This is a genomic window from Micromonospora sp. NPDC048907, from assembly GCF_055586885.1.
Window position 1 is genome coordinate 133,643 of sequence record NZ_JBVJHI010000002.1, and the last position, 25,543, is coordinate 159,185.

Below are 25,543 nucleotides of genomic sequence, written 5' to 3' on the forward strand. Positions count from 1 at the left end.
GGCCGGATGTCACGCGGCCCGCTTGTACTTCTTGATCGAACTGTCCTGGGCGATCGAGTCGGCGCCCTTCTGGCACTGGTCGAGGAACTCGGCCGGCGTGCTCCGGCCGCTGAAGAACTCGCCGCACGCGGCGTCGACCAGCTCGCGCTCGAGCTTGCGGTAGTAGTTGTTGTAGACCCAGTTGAAGCCGTTGCTGCCGGACGCCTCCAGCGCCTTGACCACGGTGGTCAGGCCGAACGGCAGCTCGACCCCGTCGGTCGCGCCGGCCACCACGGTCAGGCTGGCGACCTTCTTGGTGAAGTCCTGCGCGCCCTTCTTGGAGAGCATCATCCGGAAGTACTCCAGGCCGCCGGCGACGTTCTTCGCCTTCGACGGCACCATGAACGGCTCGCCGGCGGTGCCCCGGATCGCCTCGAACGGCAGCTTGTCCCCGCTGCCCAGGCTCGGGGTCGGCGCGATGGTCATGTTGAAGCCGGCCGGGGTCACCTTCGCCTGCTCGTTCTCCAGCCACGAGCCGCAGGAGATGAAGGCGGCCTTGCCCTGGCACCAGGCGGTCTGCGACTGGATGTGGTCCAGGCCCGGCGAACCGTCCAGGATGTACTTGTCCTTGACGATCTGGTACCAGGCGTCCGCCGCCGCCTTCATGGCGTCGGACTTCCAGGCGTTGGGTTCGAGGTTGTCGATCGCCATCGCCACCGACGGCCCGCCGAGCTTGATCGCCGTGGCGATCAGCGGCCAGCTCATGTAGCGGGGGTGCTTGCCCGCGTACGTCCAGGGGGCGATCCCCGCGGCCTTGATCTGCTTGCAGAGCGCGATGTGCTCGTCCCAGGTCTTCGCGTACTGCCAGTTGCGCTCGGCGAAGGTCTTCGTGGAGTACCAGATGCCGTAGGCGGTGTACGTGTAGTTGAGGACCAGGAACTTGCCGTCGTACGAGCCGACCTCGACAGCGCCGGGGAGCAGCGTGTCCTTCACCGACTTGCCGGGGATGTCCAGGCTGGGCGCGGTGAGCAGGTCACCCAGGTCGGCGATGGCGCTCTGGCTGACCAGACCGTTGAAGTCGATCTGGCCGGCGCCGGAGTTGTTCACGACGTCCGGTGGGGTGCCGTCGACGAAGCGCGGCTGGAGAGTCTTGTTGATCTCCTGCGTGGCCGAGTGGTTGATCTTCGCCTTCGGGTACTTCTCCTTGTACATGGCCTCGTGGGCCTTGGCGTACTCCTCGCCGAAGCCGCCGTTGAAGATCACCACCTCGAGCGGGGCGTCCTCCTTGACGCCGAGCGGGTTCTGCTCGCTCTTGGTGCCCTTGTAGGCGCCGGAGTTGCCCTTGTCGTCGTCACCACCGGAGGTGGCGCAGCCGGCGAGCAGGCCGGCGGCGGGGGTGGCCAGCAGGCCGGCGGCGGCGGTGCGCTGGAGGATCTCACGCCTGTTCATCGCATCTCCTCGGTTCGGGTGCGCGCGGCCCGCCGGAGTCTGGGGGAACGGCGGCCGCGACGTCGAGGCTCTGGGTGTCAGCTGTCGCTTGTCTTCACTTAACTTGATGTTGCTGAAGAATTTCTACGGCAGCGCGGCGCGGATCACAAGACCTCAGGACCGAACCGTTATCCATACCGGTCGGTGGCCACTGGCATAGCCTGGGCCCATGCGCCGCCTGCGGCAGCTCGCCGAGCGCACGCCGGCCACCCGGGAACGCTACGTCGACCTGCTCCGGGCGCTCGCCATCACCATGGTCGTGCTCGGCCACTGGGGCGTGACCGTCATCGGGTACGACCGGGCCGGCCGCCCCACCGGCCACTCCGCCCTCGGTGACCTGCCCTGGGCCTGGCCGCTGACCTGGGTGGCCCAGGTGATGCCGGTGTTCTTCCTGGTCGGCGGCTACGCCAACGCCGCCTCCCTGGCCGCCCGCCGGCAGCGGGCGGGCACCGCCACGGGGTGGCTGGTCGACCGGAGCGCCCGGCTGGTCCGGCCGACCACCGCGCTGCTGGTGGTGCTGGCGGCCGGCGCCGCGGTGGCCACGCTGCGCGGCGCCGACCCCACGCAGGTCCGCACCGTCGTCTGGTTCGCCACCATCCCGCTGTGGTTCCTGGTGGCCTACCTCGTGGTGGTGCCGCTGACCCCGCCCCTGTACGCGCTGCACCGCCGCTTCGGGCTCGCCGTGCCCGTCGTGCTGGCCGGCCTGGTGGCGCTCGGCGACCTGGGCCGGATCTGGGGCCCGGCGGGCCTGGCGACGGGGAACTACCTGTTCGGCTGGCTGGCCGTCCACCAGCTCGGCTTCGCCTGGTACGACACCCGCGCCCGGGGGCGGGCCGGCGCCGGGCCGCGCGGCCTGCGGCGGCGCCGGCTGCCGCTCACCCGCACCGCCGGGACGGCGATGCTCGCCGGCGGGCTGGTCGCGCTGGTCCTGCTGACGGTGGTCGGGCCGTACCCGGTGGCGATGTTGAACGTGCCCGGCGAGCGCCTGGACAACCTGGCGCCCCCGAGCCTCGCGCTGCTGGCCGTGGCCACCGCCCAGCTCGGGCTGATCGTGCTGCTGCGGGAGCCCGCCGGGCGCTGGCTGCGCCGGCCCGGCCCCTGGAAGGCCGTGATCGCGGTGAACGCCGTGGTGCTCACCGTCTTCCTCTGGCACCTGACCGCGGCCGTGCTGCTGGTCGGGCTGCTCGACGCGCTCGGCGCGCTGCCCACTCCCCCGGTCGGCTCGGCCGCCTGGTGGGGCTGGCGGATCCCGTGGCTGCTCGCCCTCGCCGTGGTGCTGGCCGCGCTGGTCGCCGTGTTCGGCCCGGTCGAGGCCCGCACCCGCCGCCCGCCCGCGACCGGTCCGGCCCGGGAGGGCGCCCGCCGGCTCCGCACCGCGCTGGCCGTCCTCGGGTACGCGGGGCTCGTCGCCGGGCTGCTCCTGAACAGCCTCACCCGCAAGACGGCGCCGGAGCCGCTGGGGCTGCCCGCCCCGGCGCTGGTGGCGTACCTGGCCGGGGCGGGGCTGCTGCGGCTGCTCAGGTCTGGGTGGGGAAGCCGAGGTTGACGCCGCCGTGGCGCGGGTCGAGCCAGCGGCTGGTGACCACCTTGCCCCGGGTGAAGAAGGCGACGCCGTCGGCGCCGTGCGCGTGCAGGTCACCGAAGAGGGACGCCTTCCAGCCGCCGAAGGAGTAGTAGGCCATCGGCACCGGGATCGGCACGTTGACGCCGACCATGCCGACCTCCACCTCGTGCTGGTAGCGCCGGGCCGCCCCGCCGTCGTTGGTGAAGATCGCCGTGCCGTTGCCGTACGGGTTGGCGTTGACCAGCTCGACCGCCTCGTCGTACGAGCCGACCCGGACCACGCTGAGCACCGGGCCGAAGATCTCGTCGGTGTAGATCGACATCTCCGGGGTGACGTGGTCGAAGAGGGTCGGGCCCAGCCAGAACCCGTCGGCGTCCCCGTCCGGGGTGACCTCCCGCCCGTCCACCACCGGGACGGCGCCGGCCGCGACACCGGACTCCACGTAGGAGCGGACCCGCTGCGCGTGCGCGGCGGTGACCAGCGGGCCCATGTCGCAGCCGCGCCGGCCGTCCCCGGTGCGCAGCCGGCCCATCCGCTCGGCGATGCGGGCGACCAGGGCGTCGGCCACCGGCTCGACCGCCACCAGGGCGGAGATCGCCATGCACCGCTCCCCCGCCGAGCCGAACCCGGCGTTGACCGCCGCGTCGGCGGCCAGGTCCAGGTCGGCGTCGGGGAGCACCACCATGTGGTTCTTCGCCCCGCCCAGCGCCTGCACCCGCTTGCCGGCCAGCGAGCCGCGCTGGTGCACGTACCGGGCCACCGGGGTGGAGCCGACGAACGACACGGCCTTGACGCCGGGGTGGTCGAGCAGGGCGTCGACCGCCCCCTTGTCGCCGTTGACCACGTTCAACACGCCGTCCGGCAGCCCGGCCTCGGTGAACCACTCGGCCAGCAGCAGCGCCGCGCTCGGGTCCTTCTCGCTGGGCTTGAGCACCACGGCGTTGCCGCAGGCGACGGCGACCGGGACGAACCAGAGCGGCACCATCACCGGGAAGTTGAACGGGGAGATCACCGCCACCACGCCCAGCGGCTGCCGCAGGCTGTACGAGTCGACCTCGGTGGAGACGTTCTCGCTGAAGCCGCCGCGCAGCGCGGAGGGGATGCCGCAGGCGTACTCGATGACCTCCAGGCCGCGCTGCACCTCGCCCGCGGCGTCCGCGAGCACCTTGCCGTGCTCGGCGGTGATCACCTCGGCGAGCCGGTCGCGGCGGGCGTTGACCAGCTCGCGGAAGGCGAACATGACGGCCGTCCGCCTGGCCAGCGAGGCGTCCCGCCAGGTCCGGGCGGCCCGCTCGGCGGCCTCGACGGCGCCGGCCACGTCGGCGGCGGAGGCCAGCGCCACCTGCCCGGTACGCCGCCCGGTGGCCGGGTCGAAGACGTCCCCGCGCCGCGCGGAGTCACCCGTGATCCGCTTCCCGTCGACAAAGTGCCCGATGGTGGTCACTGAGTCTCCCTTCGTTCGCGACTGCGGGGCTCGCAGAACCGGCTCACTCCTCGCGCTCACCGTGCCACCGTCGCGGCGACGGACGAGCGGATGGCCTCGACCAGGATGGCCAGGCCCTCCCGGGCCTCGTCCTCGGTGAGGGTGAGCGGTGGGCCCATCCGCACCACGTTGCCGTGCAGGCCGCCCTTGCCGACGAGCAGGCCGCCCTCCCGGCAGGCCTCGAAGACCCGGGTGGTGAGCGCCGGGTCCGGCTCGGTGGTGCCCGGCCGGACGAACTCGACGCCGAGCATGAGGCCCTTGCCGCGGACCTCGGCGACGGCGTCGAGGTCGGCGGTGGCGGCGCGCAGGCCGTCGCCGAGGATCGCGCCGACCCGCGCCGCGTTGCCCTGGAGGTCGTGGTCGAGCAGGTAGTCGAGGACGGCGTTGCCGGCCGCCGTCGAGACCGGGTTGCCGCCGAAGGTGGAGAAGCTGATCGCCGGCACCGCCTCCAGCACGTCGGCCCGGCCGACCACGCCGGCCAGGGCGAACCCGTTGCCGATGCCCTTGGCGAAGGTGAGCAGGTCCGGGGTGACGCCGTGCGCCTCGTAGCCCCAGAAGTGCTCGCCGGTGCGGCCCCAGCCGGTCTGCACCTCGTCGGAGATGAGCAGGATGCCGTGCTCGTCGAGCACCTTCTTCCAGGCCGCGAAGAGCCCGTCCGGGCCGTGCACGAACCCGCCGACGCCCTGGATCGGCTCGGCGATGAGGCAGGCCACGTCCCCGGCGGTCTGGGTGGCGAGCACCTCGCGAAGGTCCTCCACCGCGGCGTCGATCCGGTCGCCCTCGTCGAGCCGGGCCAGCAGGCCGCGCAGCCGCTCGCCGGAGTGCAGCCAGGCCACCTGGAGCGGGTTGAGCGCGCTGGCCGACCAGGCCCGGTTGCCGGTGATCCCCATGGCCGCGTACGACCGGCCGTGGTAGCTGTTGCGCACGGCGAGGATCTGGTGCGAGCGGCGGTGGTTGGTGGCGACCAGCAGGGCCGCCTCGTTGGCCTCGGTGCCGGAGTTGGTGAAGAAGACCCGGGCGTCGGGGATGCCGGAGAGCCGGGCGACCTTCTCGGCCAGCTCGACCTGCTGCCGGATCAGGTAGAGCGTCGAGCTGTGCACGATGCCGGTGCGCAGCTGCCGTTCGACCGCCTCCCGGATCTCCGGGATGTCGTAGCCGATCATGTTGGTCAGTACGCCGCCGAAGAAGTCCAGGTAGCTGCGGCCGGCCGCGTCGGTCACCCGGCGGCCGGAGCCGGAGACCAGCTCCAGCGGTTCGGCGTAGTAGAGCGGCATCCAGGACGGGAGCACGGCCCGGTGCCGGGCCAGCAGGTCGTCGGAGGTCATCGGCGCACCCTTCAGCGGCGGTTGGTCCCCGCACGCTCTCATCACGCGGAGACAGGGACAACTGTCACTGTGTAGCGCAGCGGGGTTGTCCACCTGACACCACGTCAACCGTTCCGCTGCGGTTTCCGGAGCGAAATGCGGCCGTTGCCCGCCCTTCCGCTGGTCAGGAGGCTCTTCGGCCACTCGATCCGCAGTAGCGCACCCGGGCGGGGCAGGTGCAGGGCGGCGGCGACGAGCGCGAAGGCGGCCCAGCCGGCGGCCAGGGCGAGGGCCGGCGAGGTGTCCTGCAGGTAGTGGTGGGCGGCGAGGAAGCCGACCAGGGCCAGGCTGTTGCGGGCGAAGTGCCGGCTGAACTCGGCGAGCTGCCGGCGGACCTCGACGGCGACCAGCACCCCGGAGTACGGGAAGGTGACCACCATGCCGCGCAGCAGCCCGCCGAGCAGCCCGGTGAGCAGCGCGCCGACGAAGATCACCAGCAGCTTGACCGGCGCGGCGAGAGCGTCCCGCCGGACGTCGGCCGGCTCCGGGTCCGGCGCAACGGCGGCCCGGCGGCGCAGCAGCACCTGGGTCAGCGCCCAGAGCGCCACGGTGCCGGCGAGCGCCGCCTCGAACGGCACCGGCACCGCCAGCACACCGGCGCTGAGCGCCACGTAGACCCCGACGCCGGCCAGGTCGGCCGGGAGGATCGGCCAGCGCAGCCGGCGGTGGGTGACCGCCACCGTGACGAAGAAGAGGTTGAGGCCGACCACGCCGAGTAGCTGCGGCCCGTCCACCCGGTGCCCGGTGGTGACCAGGGCGAGGGTCATCGGCAGCGGCAGGCTGTAGACGAGGGCGCGTAGCCGGACCGAGCGGATCACGCTGACCGCCCAGACCACGGCGGTCACCAGCAGCACCGCGCTCCACGTCACGGCGGTCAGCCCGGGAAGGTGGCGCTGTCGGCGCAGAGCCGGAAGATCCGGGTCAGCCGCTGCACGTCCGCCGGGTGGACGGAGAACTCGTGCTCGCTGATCTCGCCGTGCGCCGTCATCTTCCCCTCCCAGCAGCTCGACCCGTCCCAGACCACGAGGTTGACGTGCAGGTGCGCGCCGACCCCGCCGAGCGGCAGGAGCCCCACCCGTACGCCGGCGCGCCGGTGCGTCTCGACCAGCTCGGACAGCTCGGGGGTGAGGGTGGCGTAGGTGAAGATCCGGGTGATCCGTACGCACCGGGCCAGGGCGGCAAGGTTGGCCTCCCAGTAGCGCCGGCCCACCTCACCGCGCCACCAGCTCAGCTCGCCGCTGACCCGGGGCATCACGTTGGTCAGCGCGACCAGTTCCCGGGCGCAGTCCCGGGTGGCGCCGATCAGGTCCTCGGCGTCGTCGCCGGGCCGGACGATGCGGCCGGCGGCGAGCTGCTCGGCCTCCCGGCGGAACTCTTCGAAGCGGCGCTGCGCCTCGGCCGCCACCCGGGTCCCGGCGTGCCGCTCGGCCGCCTCGCGCAGCGCGCCGGCGAGCTGCGGGGTGGCGCCGACCAGCCAGGGCGGCCCGTCCAGCAGCGTCCGCAGGTGGAACCGGCGCTCGGCCCGGGCCAGCGAGTCGAGCACCAGCGAGATGGTGATGCCCATCAGCCCGGCCAGCAGCGACTCGACCCCGGTGGCCGCGTTGGTCAGGTCGAGCGTCACGGAGAGCAGGATGGAGAGGGCGATGCCGACCAGGGCCACCGGGTCGGCGTGCGTGACCAGCCGCACCAGGTGCTCCGCCGAGCCGGCCCGCCCCCGCGCCCGTCGCGTCGCCTCACCGGCCATCGGCCACCCCCGGTTACTCGGTGCGCTCAGGGTAGCCACGATCCACAACGGTCGGTCGGCGCCCGCTCGCCGCCGGTAGCATCCGCCGGGTGCGGACGACGGAGGTGGCGCTGCCGGCCGGCGCGGCGGGGACGACCCGGGCGGAACTCGCGGCGGGGATCGACGCCTGGGTGGGCTCGCCGCCGATGCGGGCCCTGGTCGGGCACTTCGGCGGCGACTGGCCGGCCGGCGACCTGGGCGCGGTGCTGGCCGCACTGGACGACTTCTCCGCCCGGCACTGGGACTTCCGGGGCGGGCGGGAACGCCCCGACGCCCGGGAGCCGGCCTTCGACCCGGCCACGGTCGGGCTCGTGCACGGGGCGGCGACCGCGCTGGGCCTGGTCCGGTCCCTCCCGCCCACCCGGGCCCGGTACGCGCATCTGCTGGTCCTCGGCGGCCTGGCGCACGCCTGCCTGCGGCGCACCGCGTACGCCGCGCACCTGGCCCGGACGGCCGCCGGGGTGTCCGGCGAGGTGGCGGTGCTGGGCAGCTTCCGGGCCCTCTCCCCGGTCGAGTCGCGGCTGCTCGCCGACGTCGGGGTGCCCGGCTGCGCCACGGAGGTCGACGTGCTGGACGCCGGGGTGCGCCTGGCGTTCGGGGTGGACGCGCCGAGCGAGGAGACCGGCGAGGCCGCGGACCACCCGCACCGGGCCTGGTCCTCGCGCACGTACCGGCCGGTCGGGCTGCCTCCGGTCCGGGTGCTGGCGGCCCCCTCCGGCGAGCCGGACCTCCGCCGGGCGCACACCGCCGACACCCAGCGGTTCTGGGCCGAGCACGTCCGGCTGCGGGTCGGCGACCCGGTGCTCATGGTGACCGCACCGATCTACGTCCCGTTCCAGCACTGCGACGCGCTGCGCACCCTCGCCCTGCCGTTCGGCTGCGGGATCGACACGGTCGGGGTGGACCCGGCGCTCGCCGCGCCGGTCCCGGTGCCGGAGCCCACCCTCACGGCGGGGCGTTACCTCCAGGAGGTCCGCTCGGCGGTCCGGTCGATGCGCGCCCTGCACGCGGCGCTCGCGTCCGGCTGACCGGCGCGCGGCGGGCCGGTGCCCGGCGAACCGCCGCGCACCGGCCCGTGGACGGGTGGTCAGTTGACGTAGACGGCGGGGCTGCCGGTCCGGCTGGTGTCCCGCACCGGCGAGTACGTCGCGGAGAAGTACGCGGTGCCGAAGCAGAGGCTGGGCCCGGAGGACTTGGTCAGCACCTGGTTGGTGAAGGTGATCGAGTTGGTGGCGTTGGCCGCCGTGCCCGTGAGGGTGTTCGTGCCGGTCCGGTAGACGCAGGTGATCGGGCCGAGCAGGCTGTTCAGCACGACAGTGCTCTGGATCGGCGCGGTCGCCGTGCCGGAGATGGTGACCACGCCGCCGCTGGTGACCGACGTGGCGTACGGCAGGTTGTTGACCGTCACGCTCTGCACCCCGGTGGTGCCGAACACGTTGGTGGTGCAGCTCGTGAAGCTCTGCCCGGTGAGGCTCTCGGTGGCGGTGCCCGGGGCGGCCGGGTTGCTCAGCACCTTGGCACTGAAGCTGGACGCGGCGCACCGCACGCCGGTGGTGCCGGTGGCCGAGGAGTAGAAGGTGGCGTTGGTGCCGGTCTTCAGGCTGGCCTGGATGACGTCGTTGACGGCGACGGCGGTGCCGGCGGTGGTCGGGTAGGTGAGCACGGCGCTGGCGAGCGACGACGTGGGGGCGGCGACGGCGGGGGTGGCGCCGACGACACCGGTCAGCAGCGCCAGGGCGGCGAGGCCCGCGCCGATTCGTCCGTACCTGGACATGGTTCTTCCTTCCGGCGGTGGGACGGGGACGGTCGGACCGCACAGGCGGTCCCCACCCGGCGGGGAGGGCCGGGCGACGAGCGCGGCCGTCCGGGCGGGACGGACGCGGTGAAGGGCGCCGGGCGGCCCGTCGAGGGCCGGCGGCGGTGGCCGAGTTGCCGCGACGTCAGCGGCCGGGCCGGCGTGGTGCACTGCGGCGGAGCCGCGTCACCTGCGCCTTTCCGGTCTTGGGAGGGCACGCGCGCTCGGTGATAATGACAGCCATCGAGCCCTCCTTCGACGTGCCGGGTGACCATCCGGGGCGGTCACCAACGGTTACTGGTGCGTCAACTCAGGGTGCAGATAGTTGTAAACCCCGGAGGGTCGTAAAGTCAATGCATCCAGGGAGGTCGATAAGTTGACCACGCAGCACCGCCCGCAACCGGTGCCGGTTCCGCTGCCCGGCGCGCGCCCCGGCCGCGATCCGGACCGCGCCATCAAGCGCGGCCCGCGACAGGTCTCGGCCGAGGTGGTGGCGGCCACCCAGCGCGACCGCCTGTTCGACGGGCTGGTGCAGGAGGTGGCCACGAGGGGCTACGACAACGCCCGGGTCAGCGACATCTGCCACGCCGCCGGGGTGACCCGGCCGGCCTTCTACGCCCTGTTCACGGGCAAGGAGGACGCGTTCCTGGCCGCCTACCGGCACGGCATCGCCGTGGTGTCGCAACTGATGGAGAGCGCCTACCGCGACGCGGGGCCGGCCTGGCCGGACGCCGCCCGCGCCGCGCTGCGCACCCTGCTGGAGGTGCTCGCCAGCGTGCCGGCGTTCGCCCGGATGGCGCTGGTCGAGGTGGACGCGGCCGGCCCGGCCGCCCGCCGGGAGCGGGACGCGCTGCTGGGCAGCTTCCGCCGGTTCTTCGCCGACGCCGGCCCCGGGCCGGTCGCCGTCGGCGTGGACCGGGACGCGCTGGTGTCCACGGTGGTCGGCGGCCTCCACGCGACCATCCGCGCGCGGGTCGCACAGGGCCGGGCCGAGGACCTGCCCCTGCTGCTGCCGGTGCTCACCTACGCGGCCACCGCCCCGTTCCTGGGCACCGAGGGCGCGGCCCGGGCCACCCGGCCGGTGCATCCGGACGACGGCCCCAGCGCGGCCGCACCGTGCGCGCCGACCGTCCACTCCTGACCTGCGGCGGGTCGGAAACCGCAGCGGTTTTTCACTTTGGCCGCAATTCGCACATGCCGCTCAACGAACTGCTACGCGCTGTTGACCCGCTCTTTACCCAGCGGTAACTTCGGCCGTGCGCCCTCGGCGCGACACATTCTGCGAACCAATTCAGATCTCATCCCGCATCGTCGTCGATGAATTGATCTCGAAAAGGAGAGCCGCCATGTCGGAGCAGATCGCACCGCACGAGCCCGAGCAGCCGCGCAGCGGCGTGCGCTGGCGCCGGTTCGCCGTCACCATGGGCACCGTCGTGGCGGGCGCGGCCGGCATGGTCGTGCTGACCGCGCAGGGCGTGCTCGGCGCGCAGTTCGCCATCTCGGGCATGCCCTTCACCGTCACCGCCGACAAGCTCACCGGCACCGGGTTCGAGCAGTTCGCCACGCTCGACCAGATGATCCCGGACAGCCCCAACCAGGGCGACACCGGCGGGCAGGTCGTGGTGATCGTCTCGGCCATCGACAAGGCCGAGCTGACCAACCTCTGCCAGAGCATCAGCCTGGGCGGCATCAACCTGCGGATCACCGCCGGCGGCGCCGGCAAGCCGGTCACCGCCCGGACCCTGGTGGTCGACGGCGACGAGGTCGCCGGCAACGCGTCGTTCAGGAACATCAACGTCGGGCAGGACGCCAGCACCGTCGACCAGGTGCCCGGCGTACGCGGCAACCCGGGCGTCTTCGCCCAACAGGCCGACACGGTGACCATCACCAACCTGCGGCAGAACAACTACGCCACCACGGCCGCCGTCTTCACCCTGCCCAACCTGCACATGGCGTTCAGCTCCGACGGATGCTGAGATGACCGCCGGACGACACGAGGCGCCGGAGGCGGCGGAGGCCGTCCGCCGCCCAGGCGGGCGCTGGCGCCGCTGGCGGCGGGGCCGCCCGTTCACCGCCGGGGTGCTGGTCGCGCTCGGCGGCGCCGAGATGCTGGTGACGCTGCGGGCCCCGCTCGGCGTGCTGCTGCACGTCGGGCCGCAGGGGCTGGCCGCGTACCTGGTGCCGATCGTCCTGGTGCTCTGCGGGGTGCTGCTCATCGCCACCCCGCAGCAGCGGGTCTTCTACGCGCTGGTCACCCTCGTGCTGGGGCTGGTGTCCTGGCTGACCTCGAACCTGGGCGGCTTCCTGATCGGGATGCTGCTCGCCCTGGTCGGCGGGGCGCTCGCCTTCGCGTGGACCCCGGCCAAGCAGCCCCGGGCCGCACGACCGGCGCCGGCGGCGGGCCAGGAGGAGACGCCCGCGCCCGGGCCGGAGCCCGGTCCCCCGGCGCAGACCGGCCCGGCGGAGGCGGAGGCCCGGGTGGGCACGCCGGAGGCGGCGCCGGGCGACCGGCGCTAGGTCAGCGGACGGTGTCGGCGACCGCCTGCGCGAACACCTCGGAGCGGTGCTCGAAGTTGCGGAACCGGCCGTAGCTCGGCGCGGCCGGCGACAGCAGCACCACCCCGCCCGCCGGGGTCAGCTTGCGGGCCAGTCCCACCGCGGCGACCAGGTCCTCGGCGATCTCGGTGCGCACCGCGGGCAGCCCGGCCAGGGCCTCGACGATCCGGGGACCGCTGTCCGGGATGCCGATGACGGTGAGGTCCCGCTCGGCCAGATGGTCGCGCAGCGGGGTGTAGTCCAGCCCTCGGTCCGTCCCGCCGACGATGACGGTCAGCGGCCGCCCCTCGTACGCGTCGATGGCGTGCATGGCCGCGTACGGGCTGGTGGCCAGCGTGTCGTCGACGAAGGTGAGCCCGGACGGGTCGGGGATCTCGGTGAGCCGGTGGGCGAGGCCCTGGAACCCGGCGACCGCGACGGCGAGGCTGTCCTTGCGGGCCGCCACGTCGACGCCGAGCGCGTCGAGCACGGCGAGGGCGACGCAGAGGTTGCCCTCGTTGTGCCGGCCGACCAGGGGCAGCACGGCGCGCGGGAAGAGCGGGGTGTCCCGCAGGTGGAACCAGGGTGCGCCATCCGGGCCGCTGGCCACGTGGGTGGCGTCCGGCGAGCCGGCCCGGACCGCCGCCCGGTCGCCCAGTTCGAGCGCCAGGCGCGGGTCGGCGCCGTTGACCACCACGGTGTGCGGGCCGTGCGCCAGCAGGTTGAGCTTGTCCCGGTAGTACTCCCGCTCGCCGCCGTGCGCGTCGAGGTGCTCGGGGAACAGCGCGGTCACCACGGCCACCCGGGGCGAGTCGGTCAGGTCCGCGCACTGGTAGCTGGAGAGCTCCAGCACGTACAGCTCCGCCTCGGGCAGATCGAGCAGCGGCACCCCGATGTTGCCGCCGAACACGTTCGGCCGGTCCATCGCGGTGAGCAGGTGGCTGATCAGGCTGGAGGTCGTGCTCTTGCCCTTGCTGCCGGTCACCCCGACGGTCCGGTCCGCGTGGTCGGCCATCCAGAGCGCGCTGCCCTGGGTCACCGGCACGGCCCGGCGGCGCAGCTCGACCATCCACGGGTGGGTGTTCGGCACCCCGGGCGAGCGGACCACCACGTCGGCGGCGGCCAGCCGCGCGAAGCCGTCCTCCCCGGTGACCAGCGGCGCGGCCGCGGCGAGCGGGCCCTCCCAGGGCAGGGTGAGGAAGTTCGCGCTGTCGTCGACGGCCACCAGGTCGGCCGGGCCGTGCGCGGCGATCGCGATCACCGCGGCCCGGCCCTCACGGCCGGCGCCCCAGACGGCGACATGACGTCCGCGCAGATCAGACAGGCGCACAAGCTCTCCTCGTTGACGTCCTCCCCCTCACGAAGGATGAGGGCGATTGCAGCCTATACAGGCTGAGGTTCACGGGCGTTCGAACGGCCGGCGGCCGCTGTTGCCCCTCCCGGCACCGGCCGTTCGTCAGGGACAGGGACTTCCGCCCCATCCTGCCGCGACGCTGACTGTTGTGTCGTAGGTCGCAGGCATGCTGTGGGGCTGTGGGGAGGTTTACCGCGTTCCGGTTCACAGCTGACCCGTCACCGTCGCAGGTGGTGGTGTTGGTCCGTCATACGGGGGCGGCTCGGTTCGCGTTCAACCAGTGCCTGGCTCTGGTGAAGGACGCCCTGGATGCGAAGCACCGGGGCGGGTCGGTGGTGGTGCCGTGGTCGGGTTTCGACCTGATCAACGCGTTCAACTCGTGGAAGGTCTCGGCACAGGCGGGCCGCCGCTTCGTGGTCGACTCGGCCGGTTCGGCCGAGATCGCGGCGACGGGATTGTCGTGGCGCGCCCAGGTGTGTCAGCAGGTGTGTGAGGAAGCCGCTGTCGACCTGGGCCGCGCCCTGGCCGCCTGGGCCGACTCGCGACGGGGAAAGCGGCCGGGTCGCCGGGTGGGGTTCCCGACATTCAAACGCAAGAGCCGCACCCAGCCGTCGTTCCGGATCCGCTGCAAGACCAAGGCGGGTCGGGTGAGCATCCGGGTGGGGGATCCGACGGCGGGCCCTCGGAGTATCTGTCTGCCGAGGATCGGAGTCCTGAGGGTACGGGAGGACACCCGCCGACTACGGCGGATGATTCGCATGGGCCGAGCCCACATCCGGTGTGCCACCGTCTCCTGCCGGTCCGGCCGATGGACCGTCACCGTGACAGTGGAGGCGGCCGACCTACATCCCGCCCGGCAGCACCCGCCACGCCCCGACGCTGACAGCAGTGGTTGGGTAGGCATCGACCGCGGCCTCACTGCCCTCGTGGTGGCCGCCGACACCACCGGCCGACAGCGGCTGCGCGTCACTGATCCACCGCGCCCGCTGCGGGCCGCCCTGCCTCGGCTACGGCGGCTATCCCGCCAGGTCACCCGCAAACAGCGAGGCTCGCGCAATCGGGCCGAGGCTGTCACCCGGCTGGCTCGTGCCCACCATCGTGTCGCGCATGTGCGTCGCCACTTTCTGCACAAGGTCGCCAACCGGCTGGTCAAGACCCACGACCGGCTGGCTCTGGAAGACCTGTACACCGCCGGTCTGCTGCGCAACCGGCGTCTGGCCGCCGCCATCTCCGATGCGGGTTGGGCTGAACTGGCACGCATCATCGGCTACAAGCAACGTTGGCGGGGCGGGCAGGTCACCCGGGCACCCCGCTGGTACCCGTCCACCAGAATGTGCAGTGCCTGCCGCATCATCGGCCCCGCCCTACCCCTGTCCGTGCGCGTCTTCCGCTGCGACGAGTGCGGGCATACGGCGGACCGGGACGTCAACGCGGCGGTCAACCTCGCCGTCTGGGCCGAGCAACACCATGCCCAGACCCGGGACCCCGAAGCACGGGGCCCGGTCACCAACGCCTCCCGAGGGAACGGCTCTGGCCAGCGCCCACGCGCCGGTGCAACCAGCCCTGACGACGGAGGAACCCCACCGCCACGGACGCCCGTGACGGCAGGGACGCCCGAGAAGGGCGGTGTCTCATGACCCAACGGACTTTTGAGACACGCTGTAGTATGGCGTGTGCCCAACGAGCAGCTGCGGCGGATGGACGCCTTCACCTTCCCGTCCTACTCGATCGACTTCGCCACGGGCGAGGTGTTGTTCGACTACGCCCTGACCGGCCCCGACGGCGAGCAACGGTTCACCGAGGTGGTCACCCTGCCCCTGCCGGCGGAGCCGGTGTCCGACGAGACGGCGGCCACCCTCGCCCGCGTCCTCGAACTGCTGCACGTGGTCGCCGGGGTGAGCTACTACAAGACCGCCGCGCCGCCCCGGCTGGTGCTGCCGGCGCCGCTGGGCGCGGCCGCCGCCGACCTCGTCACCGCCGTCTACACGAAGGGCCTCGCCGAGTACGCGTACCGCAACCAGCTGCCGCACGTGCTGGAGTTGCGCCCCGAGGTGCCGGCCGGTGAGGTCGCGCCGCCCCGGGTGTACGACGACTCGGACCGCCGGCCGCTGTCGGCCGTCGGCGGCGGCAAGGACTCGATCGTCACGCTGGAGGCGCTGCGCCGGGCCGGTTTCGATCCGGTGCCCTTCTCGGTCAACCCGAACCATGTCATCGTCTCGGTCAACGAGGCGTCCGACCTGGTGCCGCTCGCCGCGCGCCGGCGGATCGACCCGGTGCTGTTCGACCTCAACGCGGCCGGCGCGCGGAACGGGCACATCCCGGTCACCGCGATCAACTCGCTGATCGCGGTCGCCACGGCGGTGCTGCACGGGCTCGGGCCGGTGGTGATGTCCAACGAGCGCTCGGCGTCCGACCCGAACCTCGTCTGGCAGGGCCACGAGATCAACCACCAGTGGTCCAAGGGCGTCGAGGCGGAGGGGCTGCTGCGGGCCGCGCTGGCCGAGCACGCCGGGCTCACCGAGCCGTACTTCTCGCTGCTGCGGTCGTTGTCCGAGCTGCACATCGCCCGGCTCTTCGCCGAGACCGACCGCTACGACGCCGTGGTGACCAGCTGCAACGCCGCGTTCAAGCTGCGGGATGCGAGCGAGCGCTGGTGCCGCGACTGCCCGAAGTGCCGGTTCGTCTTCCTGGCCATGGCCCCGTTCATGTCCCGGGAACGGATCACCGCGATCTTCGGTGGCGACCTGCTGGCCGACGAGTCGCAGATTCCCGGCTACCGGGAGCTGCTCGGCGTCGACGGGCACAAGCCGTTCGAGTGCGTCGGCGAGGTGGAGGAGTCGGTGGTCGCGCTGAGCCTGCTCGCCGAGCAGGAGCAGTGGCGCGACGCCCCGGTGGTCCGCGCGCTGGTCGACGCCGTGCCGCCGACGGCGTGGTCGACGGCCGCCACCTCGGACGTCTTCACCCCCGGCGGCCCGACCTACGTCCCGGCTCCCTACGCGAAGGCACTCACGGCCCTGACCTGAGACCGGCGGCGTCAGGGGGTGCGGACGGCGTCGAGGGCCAGCAGGGCCACGTGGAGCGAGAGGCAGGCCTCCACCGAGTCGAGGTCGACCTCGAGGATGCGGCCGATGCGGGCCAGCCGCTCGTAGAAGGCCGGCCGGGACAGGTGCGCCGCGGCGGCGGCCGCGGACTTGTTGCGGCCCTGTTCCAGGTACGCCCGGAGGGTGCCGAGCAGCTGCTCCCTCGGGTGCTGGGCGTCGTACGCCAGCAGGCCGCCCAGCTCGCGCTCGACGAAGGTCTGCAGGCGCGGCTCGTCCCGGAGCAGGTGCAGCAGGCCGGCCAGCCCGACGTGCGGCAGGCGGAAGTAGGGCAGGTCGCGCCGGTCCCGGCGGGCCGCCTCGGCGAGCTGCCGGGCCTCCACCAGCGAGCGGCGGGCCTCCCGCAGGCTGCCCACCCCGGAACCGGCTGCCACGATCAACGCCGGGCCGGCCGCGCGCGGGCGGGACGCCGGGTCGGCGGCGCGCACGGCGCCGGCGGCCACCGTCCGGGCGGCCGGGTCGCCGGGGCGGGCGGAACGGGGCGCCGGTGGGCGGGGCGGGTCGGCGTCGAGGCGTACCCGGCGCAGCGCGGCGGCGAACGCGGCGAGCGCCTTCTCCTCGGCGGCCGGGTCGGGCAGCGCCAGCAGCGCGCCCACCGCCTGGTCGTCGACGGCGCTGGTCAGCGCGGTGAGCTTGGCCTCGCGCAGCGCCTGGCCGACCGCCTCGGCGAGGTCGCGCAGCCGGGCCTGGCCGGCGTCCGGGCCGGTGTCGGGGCCCGGCCCGCCGCCCTCGCCCGGGTCGTCGGCCCGGTGCCGCACGACCACGCCGACCAGGTGCCGGCGGTCCAGGGTCACCCCGAGCGCCTTGGCGCGCAGGGCCACCTCGTCCACCGGACGGGAGTGGTCGATCAGGGCGGTGAGCAGGGTGCGGTGGATCTGCCGTTCCAGCCCCTCGGCGTCGCGCCGGATCAGCCGGCCCAGGGCCAGGGTGGAGGCGGCCCGCTCGATCAGGATGGTGAGCCGGGTGGGCGGCACGGCCTCGGTCGCGGGACGCTGATGCGGTGCCGGGTCGCCGTCGACGGGGGCGCTGTCGGTGAGGTCGGGCGCTGCGGCTCTCGCCACCGGATCCGGGTGCGCCCCGGCCCGCGCCGGGGCCGGGTCGCGGGTGGTCAGCTCGGCGCCGGCCGGCCAGCGCAGCAGCAGCCGTCCCCAGTCCTGGCCGCGGGCGCCGACGGTGGTCACCAGCCAGCCGCTGTCCGGGTCGTACGCGGTCCGCCCGGCCGGCCGGATCCGCCGGGAGTGCTGCTCCCAGCCGTCCAGCAGCAGCTCGGCGCTCTCCCCCGCCGGGTCGTACGCGAGCACCTGCCGGGACAGGTTCTCCAGCACGACCGGGCAGCCGGCCAGCTCGGCGGCCTGCCGGACCACCTCGGCCGGCTCGGCGCCCTCCACGGAGAGCTCGGTGAACCGCTGGTGGATCTCCTCGGTGGCGCGCAGCTCGGTGAGCTGGGCGTCCACGATCAGCGCGTGCACCGCCTCGGTGATCCGCACGAACGGGGTGGCCCGGCGCAGCTCGACCAGGGGCAGCCCGCGCCGCTCGGCGGCGGCCGCCATCACCCGGGGCACCGCGCTGACGTAGCGGCGGCCCAGCTCCACGACCAGCCCGGAGACGCCGACGTCGGCCAGGTCGCCGATGAACGCGCGCAGGCCGGCGTCGTCGGCGGGCAGCCCGATCCCGGTGGTGAGCACCAGCTCGCCGCCGCGGAGCAGGGTGGCGATGTCCGGCACCTCGGCCACGTGCACCCAGCGCACCGGCCGGTCCAGGCCCGCGTCCCCGGCGACCAGGCGTGGCGCGCCGTGGCGCACCGGCACCAGGGCGAGCACCTCACGGACGGTAGGGAACACGGGCGACACGCTACCCTGCGTCACCGCCGATTCCGAGGGTGCCGGGCGGCCCCCCGCTCCTCGATCGCCTCCAGTAGCGTGCCGATGATCGTGATCAATCGGAAGGGGAGGCATGGACGGGACGACGGTCAGCCGGCGGGCGTTCGCGAAACTGGTCACCGCCGCGGGGGCGGGGGCGCTCGGCGCGGGCGCGGTGACGGCGCCGGCAGCGGCCGCGGTGGACACCTGGACGACCACCGGCACCGCGGTGAGCGCGCTGAGCGCGTTCGACGACACGATGAAGAGCTTCATGCAGGCCCGGCACATCGACGCCGGCCAGCTCGCGGTGACCTACCAGGGCCGGCTCGTGCTGGCCCGGGGCTACGGCAACAACTCGCCGATGCTCATCCAGCCCACCTCGCTGTTCCGGGTGGCCAGCCTCTCCAAGTCGCTGACCGCGGCGGCGCTGGTCCGGCTGGCCCAGGACGGCAAGCTCAGCCTCGGTGACCCGATCACCAAGTTCCTCGACCTGACCCCGCCCGCCGGGCAGACCGCCGACCCCCGGCTCGCCAAGGTCACGCTGTGGCGGCTGCTCCAGCACACCGGCGGCTGGGACCGGGACCTCACCGCGTTCGACCCGGTGTTCAAGGACCGGATCATCGCCGACGCGCTGGGCGTGCCGATGGAGCTGACCCACGCCGACGTCATCCGGTTCATGTCCGGCCAGCCGCTGATGCACGACCCCGGCTCGACCGTGTCCTACAGCAACTACGGGTACCTGCTGGCCGGCCGGATCGTCGAGAAGGTCAGCGGCCTGCCCTACGAGACGTACGTGAAGCAGAAGCTGCTCGCGCCGCTCGGCATCACCCGGATGGGGCTGGGCTGGACGGTCAGCCGGCACCCCGGCGAGGTCGGCTACCGGTCGCAGTACACGGGCCCCACCGTGCTGGACAACTCCGGCGCCGTGGTCGACGCCCCGTACGGCACGTTCAGCATGCGCATCCACGACGCCAACGGCGGCTGGCTCGCCTCGGCGGTCGACCTGGTCCGCTGGGCGACCGCGTTCGACACCGGCAGCCCCGTCCTGAACAGCACCTCCATCGGCCGGGTGTTCGCGGTGCCCAACCCGACCGGGGTCAACGCCGACGGCTGGTACTACGGCCTCGGCTGGGCGGTCCGCCCGGTCACCGGCGGCACCGGCCGCAACACGTGGCACACCGGCAGCTTCGCCGGGACGTACAGCATCCTGGTGCGCACCTACCAGGGGATGAGCTGGGCGGCGGTGTTCAACCAGCGCGACGACGAGTCCGGGCTGAGCTACGCCCCGATCGACTCGGCGCTCTGGACCGCCTCCCGGGCGGTGAGCAGCTGGCCGACCCACAACCTCTGGTCGACGTACTTCGCCTGACCGGGCGCCGGGGGCGGCACGGGCCGCCCCCGGCGGTCACAGCGGGTCGTCGCGGCCCAGCTCCCAGCAGGCCACCGCGGTGGCGGCGGCCACGTTGAGCGAGTCCACCCCGCGCCGCATCGGGATCACCACCCGGACGTCGCTGGCGGCCATGGCGGCCCCGGTCAGGCCGGCGCCCTCGGCCCCCATGAGCAGGGCCGCGCGGGCCCGCTGGCCGGCGTCCAGCCGCTGGATCGGCACCGCGTCCGGGGCGGGCGTCATGGCCAGCACCGTGAAACCCGCCGCCCGGACCTGGTCGAGCGCGTCCGGCCAGGGCTCCAGCTTCGCGTACGGGATAGCGAAGACCTCGCCCATGCTGACCCGGACGCTGCGCCGGTAGAGCGGGTCGGCGCAGGTCGGCGAGAGCAGCACGGCGTCCACCCCGAGCGCCGCCACGGCCCGGAAGATCGCGCCCAGGTTGGTGTGGTTGTTGACGTCCTCCAGGATCACCACCCGGCGGGCGGTGGCCAGCACCTCGGCGGCGGCCGGCAGCGGCCTGCGGCGGAACGAGGCGAGCACGCCCCGGTGCACGTGGAAACCGGTGGCCCGCTGCAGCACCTCCTGGGTGGCCGCGTAGACGGGGGTGTCGCCCGTGTCCAGGTCGGCGAGCTGGTCCACCCGCTTGGCGTCGACCAGGTACGACCGGGCCGGGTAGCCGGCCCGCAGCGCCCGCCGCAGCACCAGCTCCCCCTCGGCGATGAACAGCCCGTGCGGGGGCTCCCAGCGGGTGCGCAGCTCCACGTCGGTCAGCGCGCGGTAGTCGGCGATCCGGTCGTCGTCGGGGTCGGTGATCTCGTGGACGGGCACCGGACGATTCTGCCTGGTCCGCCCGGTCGGTCCGGCACGGCCCGGGTTTCCACCGCCCCGGGCGGGGAACGGAGCCCGGGGAAAGCGGACAGCGACGAAGGGATCACCACGATGAGCGCGGACCCCACCGGCGACGGCCGGTTGCCCCGGGACGCCACGGTCGCCGACTACATCGTGGCCCGGCTGGCCGAGTGGGGCGTGCACCGCTACTACGGCTACCCCGGAGACGGCATCAACGGCATGACCTCGGCGCTGCAACGCGCCGCCGGGCGGGCCGAGTTCATCCAGGTGCGGCACGAGGAGACGGCCGGCTTCGCGGCCAGCGCCCACGTCAAGTACGGCGGCGGTCCGCTCGGGTGCGTGGTGGTGACCAGCGGCCCCGGGGCGATCCACGTGCTCAACGGCCTGTACGACGCCAAGCTCGACCACCAGCCGGTGGTGGCCCTGCTCGGGCACACGGCACTGCCCGCCGAGGGCGGCGGGTACTACCAGGAGGTCGACCTGCTCGCCCTCTACAAGGACGTGGCGTCGGCCTTCCTGGCCCAGCTCGACGACCCGTCGCAGGCGCGGCACCTGGTCGACCGGGCCTGCCGGACCGCCCTGGCCCGGCGCACGGTCACCGCCCTGGTGCTCCCCTCCGACGTGCAGGACGAGCCGGCGGTGCCGGAGCCGCCGCACGCGCACGGCTACTACCACACCAGCGCGGTGCCCAGCAGCATGCCGACCGTGCCGCCGGCGGAGGAGGTGCGCCGGGCGGCCGAGGTGCTGCGCGGCGGCGAGAAGGTCGCCATGCTGGTCGGGCAGGGTGCCCTCGGCGCGGAGGACGAGGTCCGCCGGGTCGCCGACCGGCTCGGCGCCGGGGTGGCCACCGCCCTGCTCGGCTTCGCCGCCGTCGACCACCGGGAGCCGTGGGTGACCGGCGCGATCGGCCTGCTGGGCAGCCGCCCGAGCTGGCAGCTCATGCAGGAGTGCGACCGGCTGCTGATCGTGGGCAGCAACATGCCGTACTCGGAGTTCTATCCGCCGCAGGGCACGGCCCGGGCCGTGCAGATCGACCTGGACGGCAGCCGGATGGGGCTGCGCTACCCGACCGAGGTGAACCTGACCGGGGACGCCGCGCCGACCCTGCGGGCGCTGCTGCGGGAACTGGGCACCGGGCCGGTGCCGACCGCCTGGCGGGCCACCCTGGCCGACGCCACCGCGAAGTGGCGGCAGTCCCAGCGGGAGGTCGCCGAGCAGGCGGCCAACCCGGTGAACCCCCAGCTGCTCTTCGCGACCCTGGACGACGCCCTGCCGGACGACGCCATGCTGGCGGTGGACTGCGGCACGGCGACCGCCTGGTACGCCCGGCACATCCGGGTCCGACCCGGCATGCTGGCCAGCCTCTCCGGCACCCTGCTCTCGATGGGTGGCGCGATGCCGTACGCCATCAGCGCGAAGTTCGCCCACCCGGACCGCCCGCTGGTCGCGCTGATCGGCGACGGCGCCATGCAGATGAACGGGGTCAACGAGCTGATCACCGTGGCGAAGTACTGGCGGGAGTGGGCGGACCCGCGGTTCGTGGTGCTGGTGCTCAACAACCGCGACCTGTCGTTCGTGAGCTGGGAGCAGCGCTCCGGCGAGGGGACGCCGATGTTCCCGGCGAGCCAGGACCTGCCGGACGTGGCGTACCACAGGTGGGCCGAGGTGCTGGGCCTCGACGGCATGCTTGTCGACTCCCCCGACCAGGTGCCCGACCTGTGGCAGCGGGCGCTGAGCGCCGACCGGCCGGTGGTGGTCAACGCGGTCGTCGACCCGGCGGAGCTGATGCTGCCCCCGCACTTCACCGCCGAGCAGGCCCGCAAGACGGCCGCCGCGGTGCTGCGCGGGGACAGCGACCGGACGGAGATCATCCGGCGCGGCCTGCCCTCGGTCCTCGCCACGTACCGTCCCCGCCGCCGGGGGCGGTGAGTCACGCCCGCTCGTAGCGCAGCAGCACCGACCGGCCGTCGAAGCCCCGGGTGCCGGTCAGCCGCAGGTCGAGGCGCTCCTTGCCGGGGAAGACGGGGCTGCCCCCGCCCAGCACGACCGGGTGCACCACCACCTGGTACTCGTCGACCAGGCCCAGCTCGGTCAAGGCCGCCGCCGCGCCGGCCCCGCCGGTGAGCAGCAGGTCCGCACCCGGCTGCGCCTTCAGCTCGGCGACCTCGGCGGCCAGGTCGCGGCCGATCACCCGGGCGCCGTACTCGGCGCTCTCCAGCGTCCGCGAGATGACGATCTTCGGGGTGCGGGCCCAGACCGGGGCGAACCGCAGGTCGTGCGGGTCCTGGGAGATCTGCTCGGCGCGGGGCCAGTACCAGGACATCAACTCCCACACCCTGCGGCCGTAGAGGAAGGCGTCGGCCCGGTCGGTCAGCTCGAAGGAGTACGCCGACAGCTCCGGCCCCATGGCCGGCCAGTCGAACTCCCCGTTCGGCCCCTCGATGAATCCGTCGACCGACTGGTGCACCCAGTAGACGAGCTTGCGCATGGTGTCCTCCGCTCCCGGTGGCGCCCGGCGGGCGCGCTTCACCCGTGGGTCGGAGCCGGCCGGCCGGATCCGACCGGTGGCGGAGAACTTTTTCGGGGAAAGTTGCCGGGGGCGGCTGGCTGCCCGACTTCCCGACGTTCGTGCTCCTCGACGGCTACGCCACCCCCGACGAGGTGGCCACGGCGCTGGACCACGCGGTCGCGCCGCTCCTTGCCGCCGCCGGGGTCGGCCGGGGCCCCCGGCCGTAGGGGGCCCCTCCTTCCCGGTCAGCCGCGGTCGCGGCCCTGGAGCCAGCGGAGCAGGTCCGACGGCAGGTCGCGGTCCTGGTCGCGCCGCTCGGGACGCGGGGTGGGACGCGGCTGCGGGCGCTGCGGGTCCCCGGCCAGCTCGCGGCTCGGCGCGGTGAAGTCCTTGACCGGCTTGCCGTCCACCGCGGTCCGGATCACCCGGGCGACCGCGTCGATGACCCTGGCCTGCACGGCCGACCCGACCAGGTCGGTGGCGTCGTCCGGGTTGGCCGCGATGCCGGCCACGGCCACCTGCGGGGTGAACCCCACGAACGTCTCGGTGGCGTTCTGCTCGGAGCTACCCGTCTTGCCGGCCACCGGGCGGTCGACGATCCCGTTCACCGAGGTGGCGGTGCCGCCGTTGCACTGCCCGTACGCCGACTGCTGGCCGACCGGGCACCGGGCCGCGTCGGTGGCCGCGCGGGCCACGTCGGCGTCGAGGACTCTCCGGCAGGACGGCTGGCCGACGTCGACCTTCTCGCCGTCGGCCGCGGTCACCGAGACCACCGGCAGCGGGGTGCAGTAGGTGCCCTCGGCGGCCACCGTGGCGTACGCGTTGGCCAGGTCGAGCGGAGTCGTGGCGGCGACGCCCAGGGTGAACGCGCCCCAGTTCTCCGCGTCGTCCTTGGCGAAGGCGGCGTCGGAGTCGGCCCGGAAGGTGATGCCGAGCCGCTGCGCCATCTCCACCACCTTGTCCTCGCCGACCTGCTCGGCCAGCCAGACGAAGTAGGTGTTCACGGAGCGGCCGAAGCCGTCCCACATCATCCGGTAGCCGTCCATCCACTCGGGGTTGGCGTTGGCCGGGCACCACGTGCCGGCGCAGTTGCCCTCGGCGTCGGATGCGTACCGGGTGGGCAGCTTGGCCGGGGCGTCGAAGCCGGTGGCCAGCGGCTTGCCGGCCTCCAGGGCGGCGAGCATGGTGAACAGCTTGAACGTCGAGCCGGCCTGGTAGCCGTCGACGCTGGCGCCGCCGGAGATCAGCGGGTTGACGGTGTTCGGGTGGTTGGCCTGCCCGGCCGGGTTGTCGGCGAGGCTGTAGTGCCGGTTGACCGCCATGGCGAGCACCCGGCCGGTGCCCGGCTCCACCGCGGCGATCGGCAGGGCGCGCTTGTTGCCGTAGCCGTAGACGGCGGTGGCCTGCTTCTGGGCGGTCTGCTGGATCTTCGGGTCGAGCGTGGTGACCACGCGGTAGCCGCCCCGGCGCAGCGCCTGCTCGCGCTCCTTGACGGTGTTCCCGAAGGCCGGCTGGGCGAGCCACCACTGGCGCAGGTAGTCGCAGAAGAAACCCCAGTCGTCGTGGCCCGCGGCGGTCGCGGTGCAGCCGTTGGGCTGGGCGGTCGGGTGCAGGGTCAGCGGCTCGGCCTGGGCCGCGGCGGCCTGCTGCGCGGTGATCGCGCCGGTCTCGGCCATCGAGTCGAGGACGTAGCCCCGCCGGGCGAGCGCCTGCTCCTTGTCGCCGTCGATCGGGCTGTACTCGTCGGGCGACTGGACCAGGCCGGCGAGCAGCGCCGCCTCGCCCAGGGTCAGGTCGGCCGGGGCCTTGCCGAAGTAGCGCTGGCTGGCCGCCGCGACGCCGTACGCGCCGGAGCCGAAGTACGCGATGTTGAGGTAGCGGTTGAGGATCTCGTCCTTGCTGAGCGTCTTCTCCAGCGCGTTCGCGTACCGGATCTCCTGGAGCTTGCGCCCGACGGTCTGCTCGGTGGCGGCCTGCCGCTCCTCGGCGGTGCGGGTCGGGTCGGTCTTGAGCACGTTCCGGACGTACTGCATGGTGAGCGTCGAGCCGCCCTGCTCGGTGCCGCCGCCCTTGACGTTGGCCACCAGGGCGCGGGCGATGCCGCGCAGGTCGGCGCCGCCGTGCGAGTAGAAGCGGCGGTCCTCGGCGGCGATGATCGCCTGCCGCATCACCGGGGCGATCTCGGCGAGGGGGACGTCGCTGCGGTTGACGTCGTAGAACGTGGTGATCAGGGTCTTGCCGTCGTTGGCGTAGAGGTAGGAGCGCTGCGGCTGCGCGGGGGTGCGCAGCGCGTCGGGCAGCTCCGCGTACGCGCCCAGGCCGGCCTGGGCCGCGAGCCCGCCGAGCAGCCCGCCGGGAAGTGCGGCGACCGCGAGGACGAGCCCGGCGAGCACGCCGGCGAGGAGCACGGTGAAGAGCCGCGACAGCGGCGACCGGGGAGACGGCATGGACACCAGGATTGCCGCGAATGCCACCAACCGGCCACCCCGCCAGGCA

20 protein-coding genes and 2 pseudogenes are annotated in these 25,543 nt (G+C 73.7%); 10 read left to right on the plus strand and 12 right to left on the minus strand.

Annotation, left to right across the window (positions count from 1 at the left end):
* Positions 1-9 precede the first annotated feature (9 nt).
* Positions 10-1,428 (minus strand): N-acetylglucosamine/diacetylchitobiose ABC transporter substrate-binding protein, encoded by a 1,419-nt coding sequence (gene ngcE, locus ACZ6PY_RS05760; protein WP_466069622.1) that lies wholly within the window; start codon positions 1,426-1,428, stop codon positions 10-12.
* Between the two features lie 208 nt (positions 1,429-1,636).
* On the opposite strand from ngcE, the gene ACZ6PY_RS05765 reads away from it, so the two are divergent.
* Complete coding sequence (locus ACZ6PY_RS05765; RefSeq protein ID WP_466069624.1) at positions 1,637-3,013, plus strand: acyltransferase family protein; 1,377 nt, start codon at positions 1,637-1,639, stop codon at positions 3,011-3,013.
* Here the strand turns inward: ACZ6PY_RS05765 and ACZ6PY_RS05770 are convergent.
* The 4 genes from ACZ6PY_RS05770 to ACZ6PY_RS05785 form a co-directional block, all read right to left on the minus strand.
* Positions 2,985-4,475, minus strand: coding sequence for a CoA-acylating methylmalonate-semialdehyde dehydrogenase (locus ACZ6PY_RS05770; protein WP_466069626.1), 1,491 nt, complete (start codon positions 4,473-4,475; stop codon positions 2,985-2,987). The two genes, ACZ6PY_RS05765 and ACZ6PY_RS05770, sit on opposite strands and share 29 nt — an antisense overlap.
* Before the next feature lie 56 nt (positions 4,476-4,531).
* Positions 4,532-5,839: an aspartate aminotransferase family protein gene (locus tag ACZ6PY_RS05775; RefSeq protein ID WP_466069628.1), complete on the minus strand. Its 1,308-nt coding sequence runs from the start codon at positions 5,837-5,839 to the stop codon at positions 4,532-4,534.
* A 104-nt stretch (positions 5,840-5,943) separates the two neighbouring features.
* Positions 5,944-6,747, minus strand: a complete 804-nt coding sequence (locus ACZ6PY_RS05780; RefSeq protein WP_466069630.1) for a hypothetical protein — start codon at positions 6,745-6,747, stop codon at positions 5,944-5,946.
* A gap of 5 nt (positions 6,748-6,752) precedes the next feature.
* A complete protein-coding gene (locus tag ACZ6PY_RS05785; RefSeq protein WP_466069632.1) occupies positions 6,753-7,622 on the minus strand; it encodes a hypothetical protein in 870 nt (289 codons plus the stop codon).
* Between the two features lie 89 nt (positions 7,623-7,711).
* Here ACZ6PY_RS05785 and ACZ6PY_RS05790 point away from each other — a divergent pair, with 89 nt between their 5' ends.
* Entirely contained in the window at positions 7,712-8,689 is a 978-nt protein-coding gene (locus ACZ6PY_RS05790) for a hypothetical protein (RefSeq protein ID WP_466069633.1), read from the plus strand.
* 59 nt (positions 8,690-8,748) lie between these two features.
* On the opposite strand, the gene ACZ6PY_RS05795 is transcribed toward ACZ6PY_RS05790, so the two are convergent.
* Positions 8,749-9,435, minus strand: coding sequence for a Tat pathway signal sequence domain protein (locus tag ACZ6PY_RS05795; RefSeq protein ID WP_466069635.1), 687 nt, complete (start codon positions 9,433-9,435; stop codon positions 8,749-8,751).
* A gap of 397 nt (positions 9,436-9,832) precedes the next feature.
* On the opposite strand from ACZ6PY_RS05795, the gene ACZ6PY_RS05800 reads away from it, so the two are divergent.
* The 3 genes from ACZ6PY_RS05800 (at position 9,833) to ACZ6PY_RS05810 (ending at position 11,973) form a co-directional block, all read left to right on the plus strand.
* Entirely contained in the window at positions 9,833-10,597 is a 765-nt protein-coding gene (locus ACZ6PY_RS05800) for a TetR/AcrR family transcriptional regulator (RefSeq protein ID WP_466069637.1), read from the plus strand.
* 205 nt (positions 10,598-10,802) lie between these two features.
* On the plus strand, positions 10,803-11,432 hold the full coding sequence (locus tag ACZ6PY_RS05805) for a DUF6230 family protein (protein WP_466069639.1): 630 nt from the start codon (positions 10,803-10,805) through the stop codon (positions 11,430-11,432).
* Position 11,433: 1 nt separating this feature from the next.
* Positions 11,434-11,973, plus strand: coding sequence for a DUF6114 domain-containing protein (locus ACZ6PY_RS05810; protein WP_466069641.1), 540 nt, complete (start codon positions 11,434-11,436; stop codon positions 11,971-11,973).
* A 1-nt stretch (position 11,974) separates the two neighbouring features.
* Here ACZ6PY_RS05810 and murD read toward each other — a convergent pair whose 3' ends face one another.
* Entirely contained in the window at positions 11,975-13,321 is a 1,347-nt protein-coding gene (gene murD / locus ACZ6PY_RS05815; RefSeq protein ID WP_466069643.1) for a UDP-N-acetylmuramoyl-L-alanine--D-glutamate ligase, read from the minus strand.
* A gap of 203 nt (positions 13,322-13,524) precedes the next feature.
* Between murD and ACZ6PY_RS05820 the strand changes: the two genes are divergently transcribed.
* A complete protein-coding gene (locus ACZ6PY_RS05820; RefSeq protein WP_466069644.1) occupies positions 13,525-14,982 on the plus strand; it encodes an RNA-guided endonuclease InsQ/TnpB family protein in 1,458 nt (485 codons plus the stop codon).
* Positions 14,983-15,018: 36 nt separating this feature from the next.
* On the plus strand, positions 15,019-16,368 hold the full coding sequence (locus ACZ6PY_RS05825; RefSeq protein WP_466069646.1) for a MurL-like N-terminal domain-containing: 1,350 nt from the start codon (positions 15,019-15,021) through the stop codon (positions 16,366-16,368).
* A gap of 11 nt (positions 16,369-16,379) precedes the next feature.
* Here the strand turns inward: ACZ6PY_RS05825 and ACZ6PY_RS05830 are convergent.
* Positions 16,380-17,423 (minus strand): annotated as a pseudogene (locus ACZ6PY_RS05830) (PucR family transcriptional regulator); the annotation flags it as partial.
* A gap of 141 nt (positions 17,424-17,564) precedes the next feature.
* Positions 17,565-18,284, minus strand: a pseudogene (locus tag ACZ6PY_RS05835) (PucR family transcriptional regulator ligand-binding domain-containing protein); the annotation flags it as partial.
* A gap of 112 nt (positions 18,285-18,396) precedes the next feature.
* Between ACZ6PY_RS05835 and ACZ6PY_RS05840 the strand changes: the two are divergent.
* Complete coding sequence (locus ACZ6PY_RS05840) at positions 18,397-19,671, plus strand: serine hydrolase domain-containing protein (protein WP_466069648.1); 1,275 nt, start codon at positions 18,397-18,399, stop codon at positions 19,669-19,671.
* A gap of 36 nt (positions 19,672-19,707) precedes the next feature.
* On the opposite strand, the gene ACZ6PY_RS05845 is transcribed toward ACZ6PY_RS05840, so the two are convergent.
* On the minus strand, positions 19,708-20,517 hold the full coding sequence (locus ACZ6PY_RS05845) for a TrmH family RNA methyltransferase (RefSeq protein WP_466069650.1): 810 nt from the start codon (positions 20,515-20,517) through the stop codon (positions 19,708-19,710).
* 111 nt (positions 20,518-20,628) lie between these two features.
* Here ACZ6PY_RS05845 and ACZ6PY_RS05850 point away from each other — a divergent pair, with 111 nt between their 5' ends.
* On the plus strand, positions 20,629-22,467 hold the full coding sequence (locus ACZ6PY_RS05850) for a thiamine pyrophosphate-requiring protein (RefSeq protein WP_466069651.1): 1,839 nt from the start codon (positions 20,629-20,631) through the stop codon (positions 22,465-22,467).
* Position 22,468: 1 nt separating this feature from the next.
* On the opposite strand, the gene ACZ6PY_RS05855 is transcribed toward ACZ6PY_RS05850, so the two are convergent.
* Positions 22,469-23,026, minus strand: coding sequence for a dihydrofolate reductase family protein (locus ACZ6PY_RS05855; RefSeq protein ID WP_466069653.1), 558 nt, complete (start codon positions 23,024-23,026; stop codon positions 22,469-22,471).
* A 44-nt stretch (positions 23,027-23,070) separates the two neighbouring features.
* On the opposite strand from ACZ6PY_RS05855, the gene ACZ6PY_RS05860 reads away from it, so the two are divergent.
* Complete coding sequence (locus ACZ6PY_RS05860) at positions 23,071-23,274, plus strand: hypothetical protein (RefSeq protein WP_466069654.1); 204 nt, start codon at positions 23,071-23,073, stop codon at positions 23,272-23,274.
* An 18-nt stretch (positions 23,275-23,292) separates the two neighbouring features.
* On the opposite strand, the gene ACZ6PY_RS05865 is transcribed toward ACZ6PY_RS05860, so the two are convergent.
* Positions 23,293-25,494, minus strand: coding sequence for a transglycosylase domain-containing protein (locus tag ACZ6PY_RS05865; protein ID WP_466069656.1), 2,202 nt, complete (start codon positions 25,492-25,494; stop codon positions 23,293-23,295).
* Positions 25,495-25,543: the final 49 nt, after the last annotated feature.